Raw genomic sequence first — 16,872 nt, 5'->3', positions numbered from 1 at the left:
TCACCAGCCCCCCGGGTGGTAGCCGTGCGCCATCAGCTCCTCCAGGCAGGACACCGGGGCGTGCGGGACGGCGCTGCCGTCCGGTCCCGGCACGAAGACCTCGCTGGACAGCACGCGCCCGTCGCAGCCGTTGACCTCGCGGATGCTGGAGACGTAGCGGCGCAGCTTGCCGCCGCGGTGGTAGTCGTTGCGCTTTTCGATGAAGACCACGAAGTCGATGGCTCCCGCGATGAGCATGTGGGTCGCGTCGATCGGCAGGCGCTCCGATGCCTGCAGCGCGTACGTGGCGATGCGGTTGAAGACCTCCATGCTGGAGTTCGCGTGGATGGTCGACAGGGAGCCGTCGTTGCCCTGGGTCATCGCGTTGAGCATGGTGACGATCTCGTCGCCGAGCACCTCGCCGACGATGACGCGGCTGGGGTTCATGCGCAGCGAACGGCGTACCAGCTCGGCCATGGAGATCTCGCCCTGGCCCTCGGAGTTGGGCAGGCGCTGCTCGAAGGCGACGACGTTGGGATGCAGCTCGGGGAACTGGTCGAGGCCGAGCTCCAGGGCGCGCTCGACGGTGATGAGGCGCTCGTTCGGCGGGATCTCGTTGGCCAGGGCGCGCAGCAGCGTGGTCTTTCCGGCGTTCGTGGAGCCGGCGATCATGATGTTCTTGCGGGCGGCGACGGCCGCCGAGAGGAACCGCCCCACGTCCGGGCTCAAGGTGCCGTTGCCGACGAGGTCGGACAGGAAGACCTTGCCGAGGCGGGCGCGGCGGATCGAGATCGCGGGCCTGACCGTGACGTCCATGACCGCGCTGAGCCGGGAGCCGTCGGGCAGCCGCAGGTCGAGCTGGGGATTGGCGGTGTCGAACGGCCGGCTCGACAGCCCCGAGTACGCCGCCAGGATCTGGATCAGCTCGATGAGCTCCTCGTCGGAGTCGGCGACCGGGTCGTGCATCAGCTCCTGGCCGTCGGCGTAGCTGACGAAGACCTTGTCGCAGCCGTTGATGTCGATGTTCTCGACCTGGGGGTCGTCGAGCAGCGGCTGGAGCCTGCCCACGCCGAACAGCGCGGCGTGGATGCCGGCCGCGAGCGCCTCTTCCTCCTCCACGGTGGGCGGGGTGCGGCCGGACCCGATCTCGTTGCGGGCGTGCTCCTCCAGCACCTGCGAGATGAGCGCCCTGGCGAACTGGCGCTCGTCCTCGCCGGTCATCGGGGGCAGCCCGTTGGCCTGGTCGAGCCGGCGCTGGTGTGCCAGGCGGTCGCCGACCTCCTGGCGGAAGCGCTTGACGAGCGAGTGATCGATCATCGGTGGCTCACCAGCCTCGCTGCGAGGTCGCGGGCCGTACGGATGAGGAGCGAGCGGTCGAGGCGCCCGCCCCACTGGCCGCGCAGCAGCTCGGCGCCCTTGGGGTCGTGGGCGAGGCCGTGCACGAACTGGACGGTGGGGCCGACGATCCTGCGGACGTCCTCGATCGAGCCGCGGTAGTTGCGCGGGTCGGCGATCACGACGACGCCGTGCGCCTTGGTGATCTGCAGCCGCTCGCGCAGGTGGGCGACGTGGTCGAGGGTGGCCCTGGTGAACAGCACGACCTGCTCGGCCTCGGCCATGAGGTCGCCGATCTGCGGGTGCGCGCCCAGGCGGCCGCAGTCGGCGATGACGTCGGCGCCGGGTATGGCGGCCAGCGCCCTGCCGAGCGGTCCCCACAGCCAGGTGAGCCCGGCCGCCTGCTCGCCGTGGCCGAGCCCGACCAGCACGTCGAGACCGCCGACGATCTTCTGGGTGTGCTGCTGGATCTGCGCCGCCTCGAGCCCGCGCCGTGCGGTGGCGCCCAGGCTGAGCAGCCCCTTGGCAGGGTTGAGCACGCCGCCGTCGGCGGCGGGCAGCCGGTAGGCGAGGTCGCCGCCCGCGGGGTCGCATTCGGCCAGCAGCACCGGGCGCGGCCACACCGCCGCCAGTGCCGTGGCGGCGGTGGTCACCCCCGGCGCGCCCTTGTCGGCGGCCAGTACGATCAGCCCCACGTCAGCGCGCTCCCGGAAGCTCGGCCACCGCGACCTCGCCCGCGGAGGCGGCCGCCACGATCTCCGGCGCTGCCGCGGCGTCGACGACCACGGTGATCTGGCCTGAGCCCGAGTTCTTCGCCCGCTCGCCGGCTTCGAAGACGAGGGCGTTCGCGGCGAGCACGCGGCTTTCTCCCTGGCTCGACCGGCTCGGTACGAAAATGACCTGCACGCGATCGCCTTCCTTTACGCCGGCCGGCATTTGTCCGGCCTTGAGCGACAATCCGACGGTCGCTTTTCCTTCACCGAGCTCGCTGCTCGTACGTACGCCCATCTGATTGGTCAGCAGCGTGCCCGGCAGGATCGTCACGGTGGCGAAGCTGTCGAGCACCTGCTCGCGCTGCGACCACGCGACGAAGTCGATGCCGGTGTCGGCGATCTTCACTTCTTCCAACGCGTCCCTGGTGAATTTCTGGCCCGCGCCTATCTGCTGCGTGACGCGGATGGCGGACACCCGGTTTCCGCTGTTGAGCACGAGCATGGTCGTGGCCAGCGCCCCGCCCAGGATGAGCAGGACGGCCAGCGCGGCGAGCGCCGGCTTGCGTTCCCTGGGTGGTACGGGGAGCTTGCGCGAGGCCGGGCCGGACAACCCCGCCGCGTTCGCGGCAGGCTTTTCACTGGTCCTCATGGGTGGGGGGCTCCCGGAGTGATCTGCGGAATTCACGCCATTATGTGGGGAACCCTCCGGCGGAGGTGGCGGAATTCGGTGACCCATGCTTCTTTCGCAGGTTACTCGGTGTCAAGCCGAATTCATCGATGCCACTTGTTTCTATCGAGTTGACGAATCTCGAAATTTCCGGCAAGCGGCCTCGGTAGTCACACGCGTCACATCATGCACAGCTATTTCGAGAATGCGCCGCGGCGCTTTCCCGCCCGCCATGCCATTCCCGTCAACAGGCGCACCCGGCGACGTTCCGGACGCTACTTTGGGCGGCCTGAGTCGACCGAGGAGACGGCACCATGCGGATCATGCTCACCGTGGTCGGCGGGCAGGGCGATCGCGACGTCGTGATCGACGCCGACGACGGGCTCACGGTGGCCGCGCTCAGCGCGGCGCTCGGCGACGAGAAGCCGCTGGCCGACGTCGTACGGCTGCCGCAGGCACGGGCCGCCCATGCGCGGGCACCGTACGCGCCGGTCACGGCGGGCGCCCGCGTGCCCAGGCCGCGCCGGCCAGAACGCTCCGACATGGGGCCGCACGTCCTGTGGCGCGACGCCCGCCCGCTCGACCCGGCCGCCCGGGTCACCGCCGTGCTGCGCGACGGCGACAAGGTCACGCTCGACGCCAGGCTCGCCCGCGCCACGCTGATCGAGGAGCCGGACGGCGTCGCCGAGGTGCGCGTGGTCGGCGGTCCGGCCGCCGGCACCGTGCACCGGCTGGGGCTGGGCGTGCACGTCATCGGCTCCGATCCCATGTGCGCGATGGCGGTGGACGACCCGGCGCTCGCGCCCGAGGCGGTCACCGTGCGGGTGCGGCCGGAGTCGATCACCGTCGAGCCCGCCTGGCGGCCGCCGGGCGAGGCGCCCAGGCTCAAGCTCAAGGGCCGCTGGGCCGAGGAGGTCGCGGAGCTGACCGCGCGGACCGCCGAGCGCGAGGCGGCCGCGCGGTCGGCCGGATACGGCGAGGTCCCCGAGCTGGACGGCCGGCCGCTCACCGAGCCCGTCGAATGGCCCGACCAGGCCGTGCTGACCTGCGGCTCCTCGGTGTTCGTGCTCACCTCGATCGAACCCGCCGACGCGCACCTGGCGCCGCGCGACGAGGGCGGCGTCGCCTACAACCGGCCGCCCAGGCTGCGCAGGCCGGAGCCGCAGCGCACGTTCGTCAAACCGAAGCCGCCCACCAGGAACGAGGGCATGCGGCTGCAGCTCCTCGCCGCGTTCCTGCCCGCCGTGCTCGGCCTGACGCTCGCGATCGCGCTCCAGCAGTGGTACTACCTGCTCGTCGCGTTCATGACGCCGATCATCATGATCGGCCAGTGGTGGAGCGATCGGCGGCACGGCAAGAAGCAGTACAAGAAGGCACTCAAGGAGCACCAGGAGGAGGTGCGGGCGTACGAGGAGGCCGTGGAGCGGGCCCGCGCCGCCGACGAGGCCGCGCGCCGGGCCGACGCGCCCGACCCCGCGCAGGTGCTGCTGACCGCGACGGGGCCGCGCCGGCGGCTGTGGGAGCGCCGCATCCACGACTCCGACGCGCTGCGGCTGCGGGTCGGGCTCGCCGACCTGCCCGCCGACCTGGAGCTGAAGGAGGAGCAGGGCGGGGCCATCGACCCGCCGATCTGCCGGGCGGTGCCGGTGGCGCTGCCGATGCGGCGGCTCGGCGTGGCGGGCGTGACGGGGCCGCGTACGGCGGCGACCGGCCTGGCCTCCTGGCTGATCGCGCAGGCGGCGACCCTGCACAGCCCCCGCGACCTGGCCATCGTGGTGGTGTCGGCGCACGCCGACGCCGAGCGGCGCTGGGGCTGGCTGCGCTGGCTGCCGCACTGCGCGCCGCAGGCGGGCCAGGAGTGCGTGGCGCTGGTCGGCACCGACCCCGAGTCGGCCGCCCGCCGGGTCTCGGAGCTGGCCGCGCTCATCGACGAGCGGCAGAACACCACGATCCCCGAGCTGGGCAAGGTGCCGACCGGCTGGGACGACCTCGGCGGGCCGGAGAAGCCCGCCTTCTCCTCCTACGACGTGCGCCCGTACGACGTGCTGGTGATCCTCGACGGCGCGCAGGTGCTGCGCGGCCTGCCGAACATGCCGCAGGTGCTGCGCCAGGGGCCGCGCTCCGGCGTGTTCACCCTCGCCATCGACGAGGACCAGCGGCTGCTGCCCGAGGAGTGCCAGACGGTGGCCGCCTGCGGCGACGACGGGTTCGTCCATCTGCGCGGCGGCGGCCTCGACGTGATCGGTCCCGTGCTGGCCGACCAGGTCTCGCCCGCCTGGTGCGACCGGCTGGCCAGGGCGCTCGCCCCCATCCGCGACGTGAGCAGGGACGACCCCGGCGGCAACCTGCCGGGCGCGGCCCGCCTGCTCGACCTGATGGGCATGCAGGTCCCCTCGGCGGCCGAGCTGGCCGCCCGGTGGGGCCCGCGCGGCACCACGAAGGCGCTGATCGGGGTGGGCCCTGACGGGCCGTTCTCGGTGGACCTCAAGCTCGACGGCCCGCACGGCCTGATCGCCGGCACCACCGGCGCGGGTAAGTCGGAGCTGCTGCAGACGCTGATCTGCTCGCTGGCGGTGGCCAACCGGCCCGACCAGCTCACGTTCGTGCTCATCGACTACAAGGGCGGCGCGGCCTTCAAGGAGTGCGTACGCCTGCCGCACACGGTCGGCATGGTCACCGACCTGGACGGCCACCTGACCCAGCGGGCGCTCGACTCGCTGGCCGCCGAGCTGCGGCGCAGGGAGCGGCTGCTGAACTCGGCCGGCGCCAAGGACATCGAGGACTACGAGGGGCCCGGCATGCCCCGGCTGGTGCTCATCATCGACGAGTTCGCGGCGCTGGTGGCCGAGCTGCCCGACTTCGTGAACGGCCTGGTGGACATCGCCCGCAGAGGCCGCTCGCTCGGCATCCACCTGATCCTGGCCACCCAGCGGCCCGCGGGCGTGGTGACGGCCGACATCCAGGCCAACACGTCGCTGCGCATCGCGCTGCGGGTGACCGAGCCCGCCGAGTCGGCCGACGTCATCGACGTGCCCGACGCGGCGCACATCTCCAAGTCCACGCCCGGCCGGTGCTACGTACGCTCGGGGGTGGACGCGGCGGTGGCCGTGCAGACCGCCAGGGTCGGCGGGCGCGGCCCCGTGGCGGGCGCGGACGAGGGTGCGGCCCGCGTACGGGTGCTCGACGTGGGCTGGCGCGCGCTCGGCAAGCCGCTGCCGCCGCCACCCCGGCAAGAGGAGGAGGACAACGCGGTCACGGACCTCTCGCTGGTCGCCGACGCGCTCATCGAGGCCGCCGAGCTGGCGGGCGTGCCCAGGCAGCCGAGCCCGTGGCTGGAGCCGCTGCCCGAGCGGTTCGTGCTCGACCTTCCAGAGGACGGGCCGGCGTACGGGCCTGACGAGGAGTTCGAAGAGGTGCGGCCGCTGCCGTTCGGGGTCAGCGACCGGCCGTGGATGCAGGACCGGCAGCCGCTGGCGCTCGACCTCGCGCACGGCGGCCACCTGCTCATCGCCGGCTCGGCGCGCAGCGGGCGCTCGACGGCGCTGCGCACGATCGCGGGCTCGATCGCCGCGTACGCCGCGCCCGAGGACGTGCACGTGCACGCCGTGGACTGCGGCTCGGGCGCGCTGCTGCCGCTGGTGGCCATGCCGCACTGCGGCGCGGTGATCACCCGCGACCAGCTCGACCGGGTGGAACGGCTGCTCAACCGGCTGCGCGACGAGGTCGGCCGCCGCCAGCAGCTCCTCGCCGAGGCCGGGCACGCCTCGCTCGCCGAGTACCGGCAGGCCGGGCACCGGCTGCCGTGGCTGGTGTTCATGCTCGACCGGTGGGAGGGCTTCGTGGCCGCCTTCGAGGGCTACGACTACGGCCGGCTCATCGAGGCGCTGCTGCAGCTGCTGCGCGAGGGCCCGGCCGTGGGGCTGCGCGCGGTGGTCACCAGCGACCGCTCGGGGCTGCTCGGCCAGGTGTCCACGGTCTTCGACGACCGGCTGCTGCTGCGGCTGTCCGACGCCGCCGACTACGGGCTCGCGGGCTTCCCGCTCAAGGGCCTGCCGTCGGTGCTGCCGCCGGGCCGCGCGCTGTCGATGGCCGAGCACGGCATCGTCGAGCACCAGATCGCGCTGCTCGCCGCCGACCCCGCCGGCCCCGCGCAGGTCGGGGCGCTGCAGGCGCTGGCGCGCAAGGCGGGTCCCGCGACCGGGCGGCGCTGGCCGGGCGGGCCGCCGCTGCGGGTGGACGCGCTGCCGCTGCGCATCACCGCCGCGCAGGCGATGGAGCTGGACCCCCAGTTCGGCCCGCCGTCGCCGCTGTGGGCGCTGATCGGCGCGGGCGGCGACGCGCTCGCGCCGATGGGCCTGGACCTGCTGGCCCAGGGGCCCGGCGCGGTGATCGCCGGGCCGTCGCGCTCGGGACGCTCGTCGGTGCTGATGACCGCGGCCCGGTCGCTGATCGCGCGGGGCACGCCGGTCATCGCCGTCGCGCCCAGGCGCAGCCCGCTGCGGGACCTGGAGGGGGCCGTGGCGGTGCTGGACGGCGAGGCGACCGGGCTGCCCGAGCTGGTGGCCGACCTGCACGACTACGTGGTGCTGGTGGACGACGCCGAGCTGGTCAACCCGGACGGGCCGCTGGGCACAGCGCTGGAGGAGGTGCTGCGGACGGGCAGGGACGGCGACCACGGCCTGCTGATCGCGGGGACGACCGGGGATCTCGCGGTGGCGTACCGGGGGTTCGTGGCCGAGACGCGCAAGGCGCGCACCGGGGTGCTGCTCTCGGTGCAGGGGCAGACCGACGGCGACCTGTTCTCGATCAGGCTGCCGCGCGGCGCGACGGGCGGGCCGCAGGGGCGCGGCCTGCTGGTGACGGCGGGGACGATCACGCCGATCCAGGCGGCCCTACCGGACGACTGACCGGCCCGCTCCCCTAAGCCGCCCGGCTTTCCCCACACATATCCCGAAAAATCGACTCATTCCGGTGAACATCCCGCGAAACCGCTAGCCGGGCAGTGATCGGGAATGGCAGGCTTCATTGCCGTGCGTAACAAGATCCTCTTGGCGAGCGCGTGTGCCACCGCCGTGCTCCCCCTCCTCTGGGCGTCCCCCGCGACCGCGTCCACCGCGAGCGCCGGCGTCAAGTACCAGCTGCCCTTCCCCTGTGGCGAGAAGTGGGTGGGCAGCAGCAAGAGCTCGGCTCACACCGCCGGCTACGAGATCGACTTCAACGGCAGCGCGACGGACGGTGACGGCGACCTCGGCCGCACCGTGGTCGCCGCGGCGGCCGGCAAGGTCGTGATGTCGGAGTACCGCACCACCGACGGCTTCGGCAACGTGGTGAAGATCCAGCACTCCGACGGCACGGTCACCCTGTACGCCCACCTCAACAGCCGCTCGGTCGCCAAGGGCGCGACCGTCAAGCAGGGCCAGAAGATCGGCACGGTGGGCAAGACGTCGGCCAAGTACAAGATGGCCGCACACCTGCACTACGAGCTGCGCACCTCCGCCGGCAAAATCATCCCGGCCACCTTCAACGGCACCCGGTTCGGCTACCCGAACCAGACGCTGACCTCGAAGAACTGCGGTGGCGGCGGCACGACCGGCCAGAACCCGAGCATCGGCGGCAACAAGTACACCTCCACCCAGGTCTGCGGCGCGGGCTTCAAGGAGATCGACTCGGCCTCGCTGGGCAACCAGGGCCGCGTCGCGCTGCTCTACTCCGCCTCCACCGGCCAGAACTGCGTGGTCACGCTGCGCAAGAGCAGCTCAGGCAAGGCCACCATGAGCGCCTACCTGGAGGTCAAGGGCAAGAAGCGGCTGGCCGACAAGGGCAGCTTCCAGTACTACGCGGGCCCGGTCCGCGCCAAGGCGCTGCGCACCTGCGTCAAGTGGGGCGGCTCGATCGGCACCGCCAAGTACGACAGCCCGTTCGAGCACTGCGGCTGACGCTCGCGGACGTGGCCCTGCCGTCTCAGCGGTGCCGATGGGGCTGCTGGGACAGCAGGGCCTTTATGCTGAAGCGCGGGATTGTCGCAGGGAGGTGCCGTGCAGACCAAGAAGGACCTGTATCAGGCCCACCGGCTGCAGCAGCAGCGACTCGGCATGGCCCTGTTGCAGGGCGAGCCTGACGTGGCCGAGCCGCCCACCCGGCGGCAGAACGTCGCGACCTTCGGCGGCATCCTCGTCGGGGTGCTGATCACGGCCGTGTTCGGGATCTGGGGCATGATCAAGCCGGGCAACGCCACCAAGCTCACCGATCCCGGGCAGCTGCTGGTCGAGGAGGAGAGCGGCGCCAAGTACATCTACAGCGAGCAGCAGCGCCGCATCCTGCCGGTGGCCAACTACGTCTCGGCGCGGCTGGTGCTCGACTCGCCGGAGATCACGACCAGGACGGTGACCGCGGCCTCGCTGGCCGGCTTCGCACGCGGGCCGCTCATCGGCATCTCCGGCGCGCCCGACTCGCTGCCGGTCAAGGAGAAGCTGGTCAAGGCGCCCTGGTCGGTGTGCGTGGTGGAGGGGCCTGACAAGCTCACCGGGACGAAGTCGTACACGACCCTGGTGGGCGGACAGGACGTCGGCGGCCGGCCGGTCGGCACGGACGCGATGCTGGTCACCGACGGGAAGCAGAACTGGCTCATCTGGGGCGAGCGCCGCATGCGCGTGCCCGCGCACGGCGTGCGGGCGCTGAACGCGCAGCCCAGGAAGGTGCCGACGGCCTGGCTCAACGCGCTGCCCGTCGGCCACGACTTCGACGGCCCGAAGGTGCCGCAGCGCGGCAAGAAGATCCGCAGCGGCGGCAAGGTGGCGGCGACGGTCGGCCAGGTGTTCATGGTGCCGGCCGCGCAGGGCACGCCGGCCCGCTACTACGTGCTGCTCCCCGACGGGCTCGCGCCGATCTCCCAAGCACAGGCCACGCTCCTGCTGGAGAACCCCGAGAGCAAGAAGGCGTACGGCAGGTCCGCCGTCAAGGTCATCACCATCGACGCCGCCTCCGCCAACGCCTCGCCCTCCCGTACGAACGTCATGGACACCTCGCTGCCGCAGACCATGCCGAAGGTGATCGGCGTCTCCGGCTCGGTGCCTCTGTGCATCGTGTACGGCGGCACGGAGTCGGGCTCGCTGGCCACGAAGGTGACGGCGGGCAGCAAGATCCCGATCCCCACCCCGGCGTCCTCGCCCGTGCAGGGCAAGTTCGACCAGATCCTGCTGCCGCCCGGCAGCGCGGTCGTAGCCGGTCTGCTGCCCGGTGAGGGCCAGCTCGACGCGGTGACCAGCTCGATGTCGCTGATCACCGACCAGGGCGTGCGCTACCCGCTGCCATCGGGCGACGTGCTGGGCAAGCTGGGCTACGACGCGGGCGACGTCGCGCCGGTGCCGGCGAGCATCATGCACGCGATTCCTGAGGGACCGGCGCTCGACCCTGCCGCGGCCTGGACGCCCCTGACGCCGGGCAGCAAGTAGGCCGGGCGGCGAAACAAGGCGAGCGGCTGATGCCGGGCGGTGAATGAGACGGGCGCGGGCGGTGAATGAGACGGGCGGCTGAATGAAGCGGCGCGGCGGGCAGGGCTGCCCGCCGCGCGCTCCGGGGCTCCGGCTCAGAAGCCGAACTCGGGGATCGGCGACTTCTTGAGCTCGCTCTGGTCCAGCTCGGCGCCCGGCATGGTGTCGAAGTTCCCCGATGACGGGTTGTACATGGCACCGGCCTCCAGCAGGTTCGGGGTCTCTCCCTTGACGGCCTTCAGGCCCGGAAGGTCGTGCGTGAACTGGCTGTAGGCCACGCTCGCCGCGGTCAGCAGGAGCGAGCCCTTGAGCATGAACTTGCCGTGGTTCTTGAGCAGCTCCATCGCGCTTTTGTGCAGCATCCGCACTCCGAGGAGCGTGTAATTCGTGACGGAGGCGAGAGCGATGGGGTTGACCCGCGAGATCAGCACGGCGGCGGCCATGGCATCAAGAGCGAGGGCGAAGGACGTGAGGACCTGGAGGATGGTCGTGCTCCACTTGGCCGAGGTCTCCAGCGTGTTGCCGGCCGCCTGCCGGTTCCTGTCGAGCTGCTCCAGGTGCTTGTCGAGCACCTCGGCCTTCTCTTTGAAGGTGGCGTAGGACTGGCCCTTCCAGTCCTCCTTGCCGACCTCCTGGACCAGCTTCTTGAGCTCGGCCCGCAGGGTCGCGATGTCGCCGCCGCCGCCCGCGGCCGGCGCCTTGCCGTCGGCCGGCTCCACGCCGACCGGGGTCTTGTCGAGCCACTGGTCCGCGGCCCGCTGCTGCTCGGGCGGGTCCATGTTGAACAGGTGCATGATGGCGACCACCGGCGCCGCGTACGGCATGACGAGGGTGGCCGCCGTGGCGGTGTACAGAGCCCACTTGAACGTGGAGAGCTCCGACTCGTAGGCCATGCCCTTACTCCTCCTCGCTGCGGATGACGGCGGGACCGGCCTCTTCGTCGAAGCCCCAGGTGCTCTCGTCCTCGCTCAGGTACGGGCCGCTCTCACCGGTCTTCTCCTCCCGGTTCCCGGCCGCGGCGCCGCCCATGGGCGGCGGATAGATGGGCATGCCGGAGTTCAGCGCCCTGGAGATGCTGCCCGGCGGTGGCGCGCCGCCCGCCGCGCCACCGCCGGAGCCGCCGAACCCCATGCCGCTCTCGGGATAGAGGCTCGTCCGCGGCATGCCGTTCGTCGTGCGCGGGTCGAAGGCGGTGGCGTCGGGCATGCGCGCCTGGGGGATCTGGTTGGCGAGGTTGCGGTCGATGCCGGCCAGGTCGGTGGGCGACGGCTGGTTGAGCCCCTTGAGATCGGGGCTGTTGAGGTTGGGGGTGTTGAGCGCGGGATTCTGAAGATTGGGATCGTTCAGCCCCGGGGTCTGCAGGTTCGGGTCGTTGAGACCGGGGTTCTGCAGGTTCGGATCGTTCAATCCGGGATTTTGCAGGTTCGGGTCGTTCGGGTCGGGGGTTTGCAGGCGGGGGTCGTTCGGGTCGGGGATGTCGGTGCCGATGTCGTCGAGGTCGCGCCCGCCCTGCGGATCGAGAGCATTGGGGTCGGGCGTCGGCGTGTCGAACCCCTCGGGCATCCCGGTGTCGAACGAATCGGGCATCTTCGGAGACAAGGGCGTCTTGATCCCGCCGGTGTTCAGCCCGCCGCCGACGTTTTTCTTGATCTTGCTGGCCTCCTCGGCGGTCTCACCGTTGGTGGCGATGTCGTTGATCGCCTGCCGCCATGACTCCAGCACCTCCTTGCCCTGCTGGAACGCGTCGGCGGCGGCGTCGCGCACGGACCGGTGCGCCACGTTCAGACCCCCGCCGATCAGGCCGAAGGTGAACGTGTGCATGTCGATCGCCCGAGTCTTGTCGCTCAGGGACTGCATGCTCGGGGCGTAGTCGCCGACGCTCTTCCCCAGCTTCCGCACGCTGGAGTACTTCATGTGGAACTCGGGGTCCTGAGCGGCGGGACCGAACGAGCCGAGCGCGCCCCCCGCATTCCCTAGAGCGGTGGAGAACGGGTCACTTCCGGACGATGAGTTCGACATACGCCCCCTTAGTCACATCGCGCCCAAGACACGTTATCTGGCAAAACAGCACCTTCCACCCCATTGATATGGAAAATTAACGTGATCACGTGCGACCCTAGTGACCGATCTTCACTACTGTGACGACCGTGCCGACAGCGCGCGGTCGGCGGTAGTAAGCCGACCAGCAAGGAAGGGAGAGCCTGTGGGCGCTGAACCGCAGACTCAAGTAAGCCAATCCGATCTCATCGCGGCGGTGCAGCGCATCGAGGACGCGGCGATCCGTCTGCGCGCCATCCAGCGCAACCTCGACAACGCCGGCATCGAGCTCAAGCACAGCTGGGTCGGCCAGTCGGAGGCGGCCTTCGCCGCCGTGCACAGGATCTGGCACGAGCGCTTCGACAAGGTGATGGAGAGCCTGCAGCGGCTGGCTGAGAACATCACGACCAGCAACAAGAACTACGTCCAGTTCAACCAGGAGCGCGAGGAGGCGACCAACAAGATCGCCGCCGCGATCAACGCTGGTTTCAACAGCCGTCTCTGACGCACTCCGGAGGACAACATGCCTGCAGATGACATCTTCGATATCACAAAGGTCAACTTCTCTGGCCTGGGCAAGGGCGAGGAAGCCTTCGCCAAGGCCTTCAACGACATGGTCACCTGCCTCGAAGACCTCGAGCGCGACCTGCTGGCCAAGAGCGCGATCTGGCAGGGCCAGACCAAGACCGTCTTCGACGAGGTCCGCCGGCTCTGGCAGGCCGAGGCCCGCGACATGTCGCAGTTCGTTGACGCGCTCAAGACGAACATCAACGTCACGAACATGAACATGCAGCAGGTCGAGATGATCAACACCCGGATCTTCGACCACAGGTAAGACCCAGGCGTACGTGCCGGGGCCCTGACGAAGGGGGAGCATGGGCACCGATCGTGGAGTGGACCTCAGCAGGCGAGCGATCAAGGCGGCGAAGACGGACCTGCAGGAAGCCCTCGAAAAGCTGGCCCCGGAGAAGACCGGCGGCAAACTGGCCCCGGAGAAGACCGGCGGCAAACTGTCGCCGGTCTTCACGAACACCGGACCGGTCGGCCGGCTGAGCGCGGACACTCATGCCATGTCCGGCTTCTGGCCTGCCGCAATGGGCTTCCAGAGGAGCGCCTACAACGGCATCACAGCGGTCACCAGCGCGTACGCCGGCATCGTCACCCAGCTGGAAGCCGCCATCGAGCTGCTCGATCAGGCCGTGAAGAACTACGACGGCGCCGAGCTGGACAGCTCCCAGCGCTCCAAGTCCATGCAGGTCTGATGGCCGAGCAGCAGTCACCCATCAGGGCGCAGATCGATCAGACGGAGTTCGACGGTGCCACCACGCAGATGGTGCGTGATGCGCTGACCGCGAACAAGCCGGACCTGATCCGCGAGGCGGCCGGTGAGATGATCACCGCCAAGCGGCGCCTCGACGACCTCGTCGAGGTGATCGACCACCACCTGCGCGTGCTGAACGAGCGCTGGACCGTGGGCAAGGACGCCAAGACGGTCAAGAAGGCGCTGCGCAAGCTGCGCGACGCGGCCGCCGACGTGTCCACCACGATCAGCGACCAGCCCGTGAACGCCCAGCAGTGCCCCGCGCACCCCAAGGGCGTCGCCCCCGCGCTCCTGCTACAGGCGCACACGCTTGCCGCCTACAGCGGGAAGAACCTGCCGCAGACGCCCGACCGCGACGTCGACTTCCTTGAGGCCGCCTTCCAGGGAGGAATGACGGGAGCGGGCGTGGGCGCGGCCGTGGGCGCGCTCGCGGGGGGTTTCGGCGCCGGGCCGGGCGCGGTGGTCGGCGCCATCTTCGGCACGGTCGCGGGCGGCGTCACGTCCTTCTTCACCGACGGCCCCTTCGTCAACATCGTCGGAGAGTCCAAGGAGGAGAAGGACAGGAAGCTCGCCAAGGAGCACCTCCGGCTGCTCAGCGAGGCCACCGCGGCCAACAACCAGGTGTTCCCCGCGGAGCTGCGGACCGATATCCCGATCTTCGACGGCCTGCCGACCCCTCTGCCGGACCTCCCGTACGACGTCAGCAACGTCAGGTTCGGCGACCACAAACGGACGGGGCCGGGCATGGACGGCTTCGAAGCCCCTGGTCAGGACGGCCTCTTCGACCCCAGCCGGCACCGGATTCCCGGTTCCTACGGGATCGGCGACCCCGGCAACGGGCAGGACGGCACCGGCCTGGACAGGACCGGGCTCCGCGACGTGAACGTCCCCGACGGCACGGGCCTCGACGGGACAGGGGCGGACGGCACCGGCCAGAACGGCTCCGGGCTCGACGGGACGAACGCGCTCAACGGCGTGAACGTCCCCGACACCAGCGGGCTCGACGGCACCACCGGCCTGCCCGACCCGCCGAGCACCTCGCTCGCGGGCCTGCCGGACCCGTCACAGCTCGGCGCCTACCCCAACCCCAATCTCGGCGGCACCCCCACCACCAACGGGATCGGCAGCGGCTACGTCACCGGGCCCGGCACGGGAGGCGGTGGCGGCTACGGCGGCGCCTTCGGCGGCGTCGGCGCCCCCGGCGGTGCGGCGGCCACGGCCGGCATGCGCGGCCTGGGCGGCGGCATGCCGATGATGCCGTTCCTCCCCGCGGGCGGCCAGAAGCGGGAGGAGCGGAAGAACGAGATGGAGCGGGCCGCGTACGTATGGGATGACGAGGACTACTTCACCAGCGATGTGCCGACCACCGAGGCGCACATCACCGGTGAATCGAAAGGCAGGGCATGAGACCGGTTGACGACGGCGGATCCCCCGTTCCCGAGCTGGAACTGGCCAAGGATTTCCCGGGCATCGAGGACGACGGGCGGGGCCCGTACGTCGACCACACCGAGGTCAGGAAGGTCGTCTCGCGGCTGCGTGAGCAGCTCAGCGCGCTGCGCGGCAACGCGCCCGCGAACATGAGCGCCACCTGGAGCGGCCCCGGCACGATCGGCGAGGTGTCAGGGCTGGGCAACGTCGGCCCCGCCGAGACCGGGTCGTGGGAGGTGGCCAGCAGCTTCGGCTACAACACCGAGCAGGCGTACAAGGTGTTCGGCGGCAGCTACGGGCAGCTCATCGACTACGTCGAGAAGTGGGCCGACGCGGTGGAGCGGGCCATCGCGAACTACGAGAAGGGTCACGCCGACAGCAGTGCGTGAGAAGCGGCAGGGATGAGAAATGGCCGATCAGTGGGAGCCCATCAGGATCTACAGCTACCTGGGTGCCACCAAACCCGACATCAGTGTCACCCGGGAGCGCGTGGTCAGCTACCTGAACGGCACCGACCCCGACAGAATCGAGGCCGCCGGTAAGAGCTACGTCGAAGCGGCCAAGCTGATCAAGGGCGAGGGCGGCGTGCAGGGCGCGCTGATGAAGGCGGCCAAGGACCTGTCCGAGGTGTGGCGCGGCCCGAGTGCCCGGCAGGCGATGAAGGCGCTGCGGCTGCTGCACGCCAGCGCGGGCGCGCTCGGCGATGCCATGCAGAAGACCGGCGAGCCGATGAAGAAGTACGCCGAGCGGGTCAGGCACTACCGCTCGACCGTCCCCGCCCCGGCGGTGGCTCCCGGCCTTGTCAACAGGGGCGTGACAGGTGGGCAGTCCGGCGGCGGCATCGGTACGGACGGCACCGCGCCGCCGCTGATCACGGGCAGCGGCCTGAACGGCGGCTCGTACACGCCGCTGGCACCGCTGGCCGACGAGCAGGCCAGGCGGCATCTGGAGAACCTCAACATCGAGATCGTCGACATCAACCTGCAGATCGCCGAGGGACTGGCCTTCCAGCTCCCGGAGATCACGCCGCTGACGGTGGACACCCAGCCGGCCAAGAAACTGCACGTTCCCGGGGTCACCGACACCTCGGGCAGCGGCGGCGACGGCCGGTGGACCGGCGGGTCCGGGTCGGAGGGCTCGTACGGCACCGGCGGCTCCGGCCACACGGGCGGCTCCGGCAACGGCGGCACGGGCTCCGGCGGCACCGGCGACGGCTCGAACGGCACGGGCACCGGCTCTGACGGCAACGGCGGCACCGGCGACGGCACCACCAAGCCGCAGGACCCGGGTCAGCAGGGCCAGGACGACCCGTCCAACGGCGGCGACCCCACCACCCAGCAGCCGGGCACGGGCGACCAGCAGCAGCAACAGCCCGGCCAGGACCAGCAGCAGCAACCGGGGCAGGAGGAGGCTCCCGCGGTCATCGGCGGCCCCGACAACCAGCGCACGGAGCTGGCGCAGACCCCCACGGCGACCCAGCCGCCGCCCACGACGACCACACCGAACCCGTACACCTCGACGCCGAACCCCTACGTCTCGACGCCGCCCACCATCTTCCCGAACACCCAGCCGCCGGGAAGCACGCCGTACGGCGGCACGGGCGTGGGCCCCTGGTACGGCGGGGGCGGCGCTCCCGCCACCAGCCCGTCGGTGCTGCGCAGCACCCCGGGCAACGGGAACGGTTTCATGGCCTTCCCGCCCGGCGCGATGGGGGCCGGCGGGCAGAACAACAGCGACGAGCACACCAGGGAGTACTACGACTCCGAGGCCGACATCTGGTCGCCCCCGGTGGAGACCAGCCCGGACAAGCTCGGCTGAGCGCTCGGCCGGGCCCTGCGAAGGGCTTGGAGAGCCGGCCCTGCGAAGGGCTTGGAGAGCCGGCCTCGCGAAGGGCTGAAAGCG

Annotated in this window: 14 protein-coding genes; 9 read left to right on the top strand and 5 right to left on the bottom strand. The window is 70.9% G+C overall.

Features of this window, described 5'->3' with window-relative positions; genetic code table 11:
- From AB0K67_RS16580 to AB0K67_RS16570, 3 genes are read right to left on the bottom strand one after another with little or no spacing between them, the layout of a single operon-like run.
- The gene (locus AB0K67_RS16580; protein ID WP_364059929.1) at positions 1–1,296 is read right to left on the bottom strand and encodes an ATPase, T2SS/T4P/T4SS family; all 1,296 of its coding nucleotides are present in this window, start codon (positions 1,294–1,296) and stop codon (positions 1–3) included.
- Positions 1,293–2,009, bottom strand: a complete 717-nt coding sequence (locus tag AB0K67_RS16575) for a hypothetical protein (RefSeq protein ID WP_364059926.1) — start codon at positions 2,007–2,009, stop codon at positions 1,293–1,295. Before AB0K67_RS16575 ends, AB0K67_RS16580 begins: the two co-directional genes overlap by 4 nt.
- A 1-nt stretch (position 2,010) precedes the next feature.
- Complete coding sequence (locus tag AB0K67_RS16570; protein ID WP_364059923.1) at positions 2,011–2,637, bottom strand: hypothetical protein; 627 nt, start codon at positions 2,635–2,637, stop codon at positions 2,011–2,013.
- Positions 2,638–3,008: 371 nt separating this feature from the next.
- Between AB0K67_RS16570 and AB0K67_RS16565 the strand changes: the two genes are divergently transcribed.
- From AB0K67_RS16565 to eccB, 3 genes are all read left to right on the top strand, one after another.
- Positions 3,009–7,601 (top strand): FtsK/SpoIIIE domain-containing protein, encoded by a 4,593-nt coding sequence (locus tag AB0K67_RS16565; protein WP_364059920.1) that lies wholly within the window; start codon positions 3,009–3,011, stop codon positions 7,599–7,601.
- A gap of 123 nt (positions 7,602–7,724) precedes the next feature.
- A complete protein-coding gene (locus tag AB0K67_RS16560; protein ID WP_364059917.1) occupies positions 7,725–8,630 on the top strand; it encodes a M23 family metallopeptidase in 906 nt (301 codons plus the stop codon).
- Between the two features lie 99 nt (positions 8,631–8,729).
- Complete coding sequence (gene eccB, locus AB0K67_RS16555; protein ID WP_364059914.1) at positions 8,730–10,145, top strand: type VII secretion protein EccB; 1,416 nt, start codon at positions 8,730–8,732, stop codon at positions 10,143–10,145.
- A gap of 134 nt (positions 10,146–10,279) precedes the next feature.
- Here eccB and AB0K67_RS16550 read toward each other — a convergent pair whose 3' ends face one another.
- Positions 10,280–11,077, bottom strand: a complete 798-nt coding sequence (locus tag AB0K67_RS16550) for a hypothetical protein (RefSeq protein WP_364059911.1) — start codon at positions 11,075–11,077, stop codon at positions 10,280–10,282.
- A 4-nt stretch (positions 11,078–11,081) separates the two neighbouring features.
- Positions 11,082–12,203, bottom strand: coding sequence for a hypothetical protein (locus AB0K67_RS16545; protein ID WP_364059908.1), 1,122 nt, complete (start codon positions 12,201–12,203; stop codon positions 11,082–11,084).
- Positions 12,204–12,303: 100 nt separating this feature from the next.
- Between AB0K67_RS16545 and AB0K67_RS16540 the strand changes: the two genes are divergently transcribed.
- The 6 genes from AB0K67_RS16540 to AB0K67_RS16515 are packed head-to-tail and all read left to right on the top strand — an operon-like array spanning position 12,304 to position 16,788.
- Positions 12,304–12,726 carry a WXG100 family type VII secretion target gene (locus AB0K67_RS16540; RefSeq protein WP_364059905.1) on the top strand — a complete coding sequence of 141 codons (423 nt, stop codon included), beginning with the start codon at positions 12,304–12,306 and terminating at the stop codon, positions 12,724–12,726.
- An 18-nt stretch (positions 12,727–12,744) separates the two neighbouring features.
- Complete coding sequence (locus AB0K67_RS16535) at positions 12,745–13,056, top strand: WXG100 family type VII secretion target (protein ID WP_364059902.1); 312 nt, start codon at positions 12,745–12,747, stop codon at positions 13,054–13,056.
- A gap of 40 nt (positions 13,057–13,096) precedes the next feature.
- The gene (locus AB0K67_RS16530) at positions 13,097–13,483 is read left to right on the top strand and encodes a hypothetical protein (protein ID WP_364059899.1); all 387 of its coding nucleotides are present in this window, start codon (positions 13,097–13,099) and stop codon (positions 13,481–13,483) included.
- Positions 13,483–14,949 (top strand): hypothetical protein, encoded by a 1,467-nt coding sequence (locus tag AB0K67_RS16525; RefSeq protein ID WP_364059896.1) that lies wholly within the window; start codon positions 13,483–13,485, stop codon positions 14,947–14,949. Before AB0K67_RS16530 ends, AB0K67_RS16525 begins: the two co-directional genes overlap by 1 nt.
- Entirely contained in the window at positions 14,946–15,359 is a 414-nt protein-coding gene (locus AB0K67_RS16520) for a hypothetical protein (RefSeq protein ID WP_364059893.1), read from the top strand. Before AB0K67_RS16525 ends, AB0K67_RS16520 begins: the two co-directional genes overlap by 4 nt.
- 19 nt (positions 15,360–15,378) lie before the next feature.
- Positions 15,379–16,788 (top strand): hypothetical protein, encoded by a 1,410-nt coding sequence (locus AB0K67_RS16515; protein ID WP_364059890.1) that lies wholly within the window; start codon positions 15,379–15,381, stop codon positions 16,786–16,788.
- The last annotated feature ends 84 nt before the right edge of the window (positions 16,789–16,872 follow it).

The sequence above is a fragment of the Nonomuraea sp. NPDC052634 genome (assembly GCF_040678535.1).
Taxonomy (GTDB): domain Bacteria; phylum Actinomycetota; class Actinomycetes; order Streptosporangiales; family Streptosporangiaceae; genus Nonomuraea; species Nonomuraea fastidiosa.
Note: the sequence above shows the minus strand (reverse complement) of the source record. Positions and strands in the feature narration are given on the sequence as shown.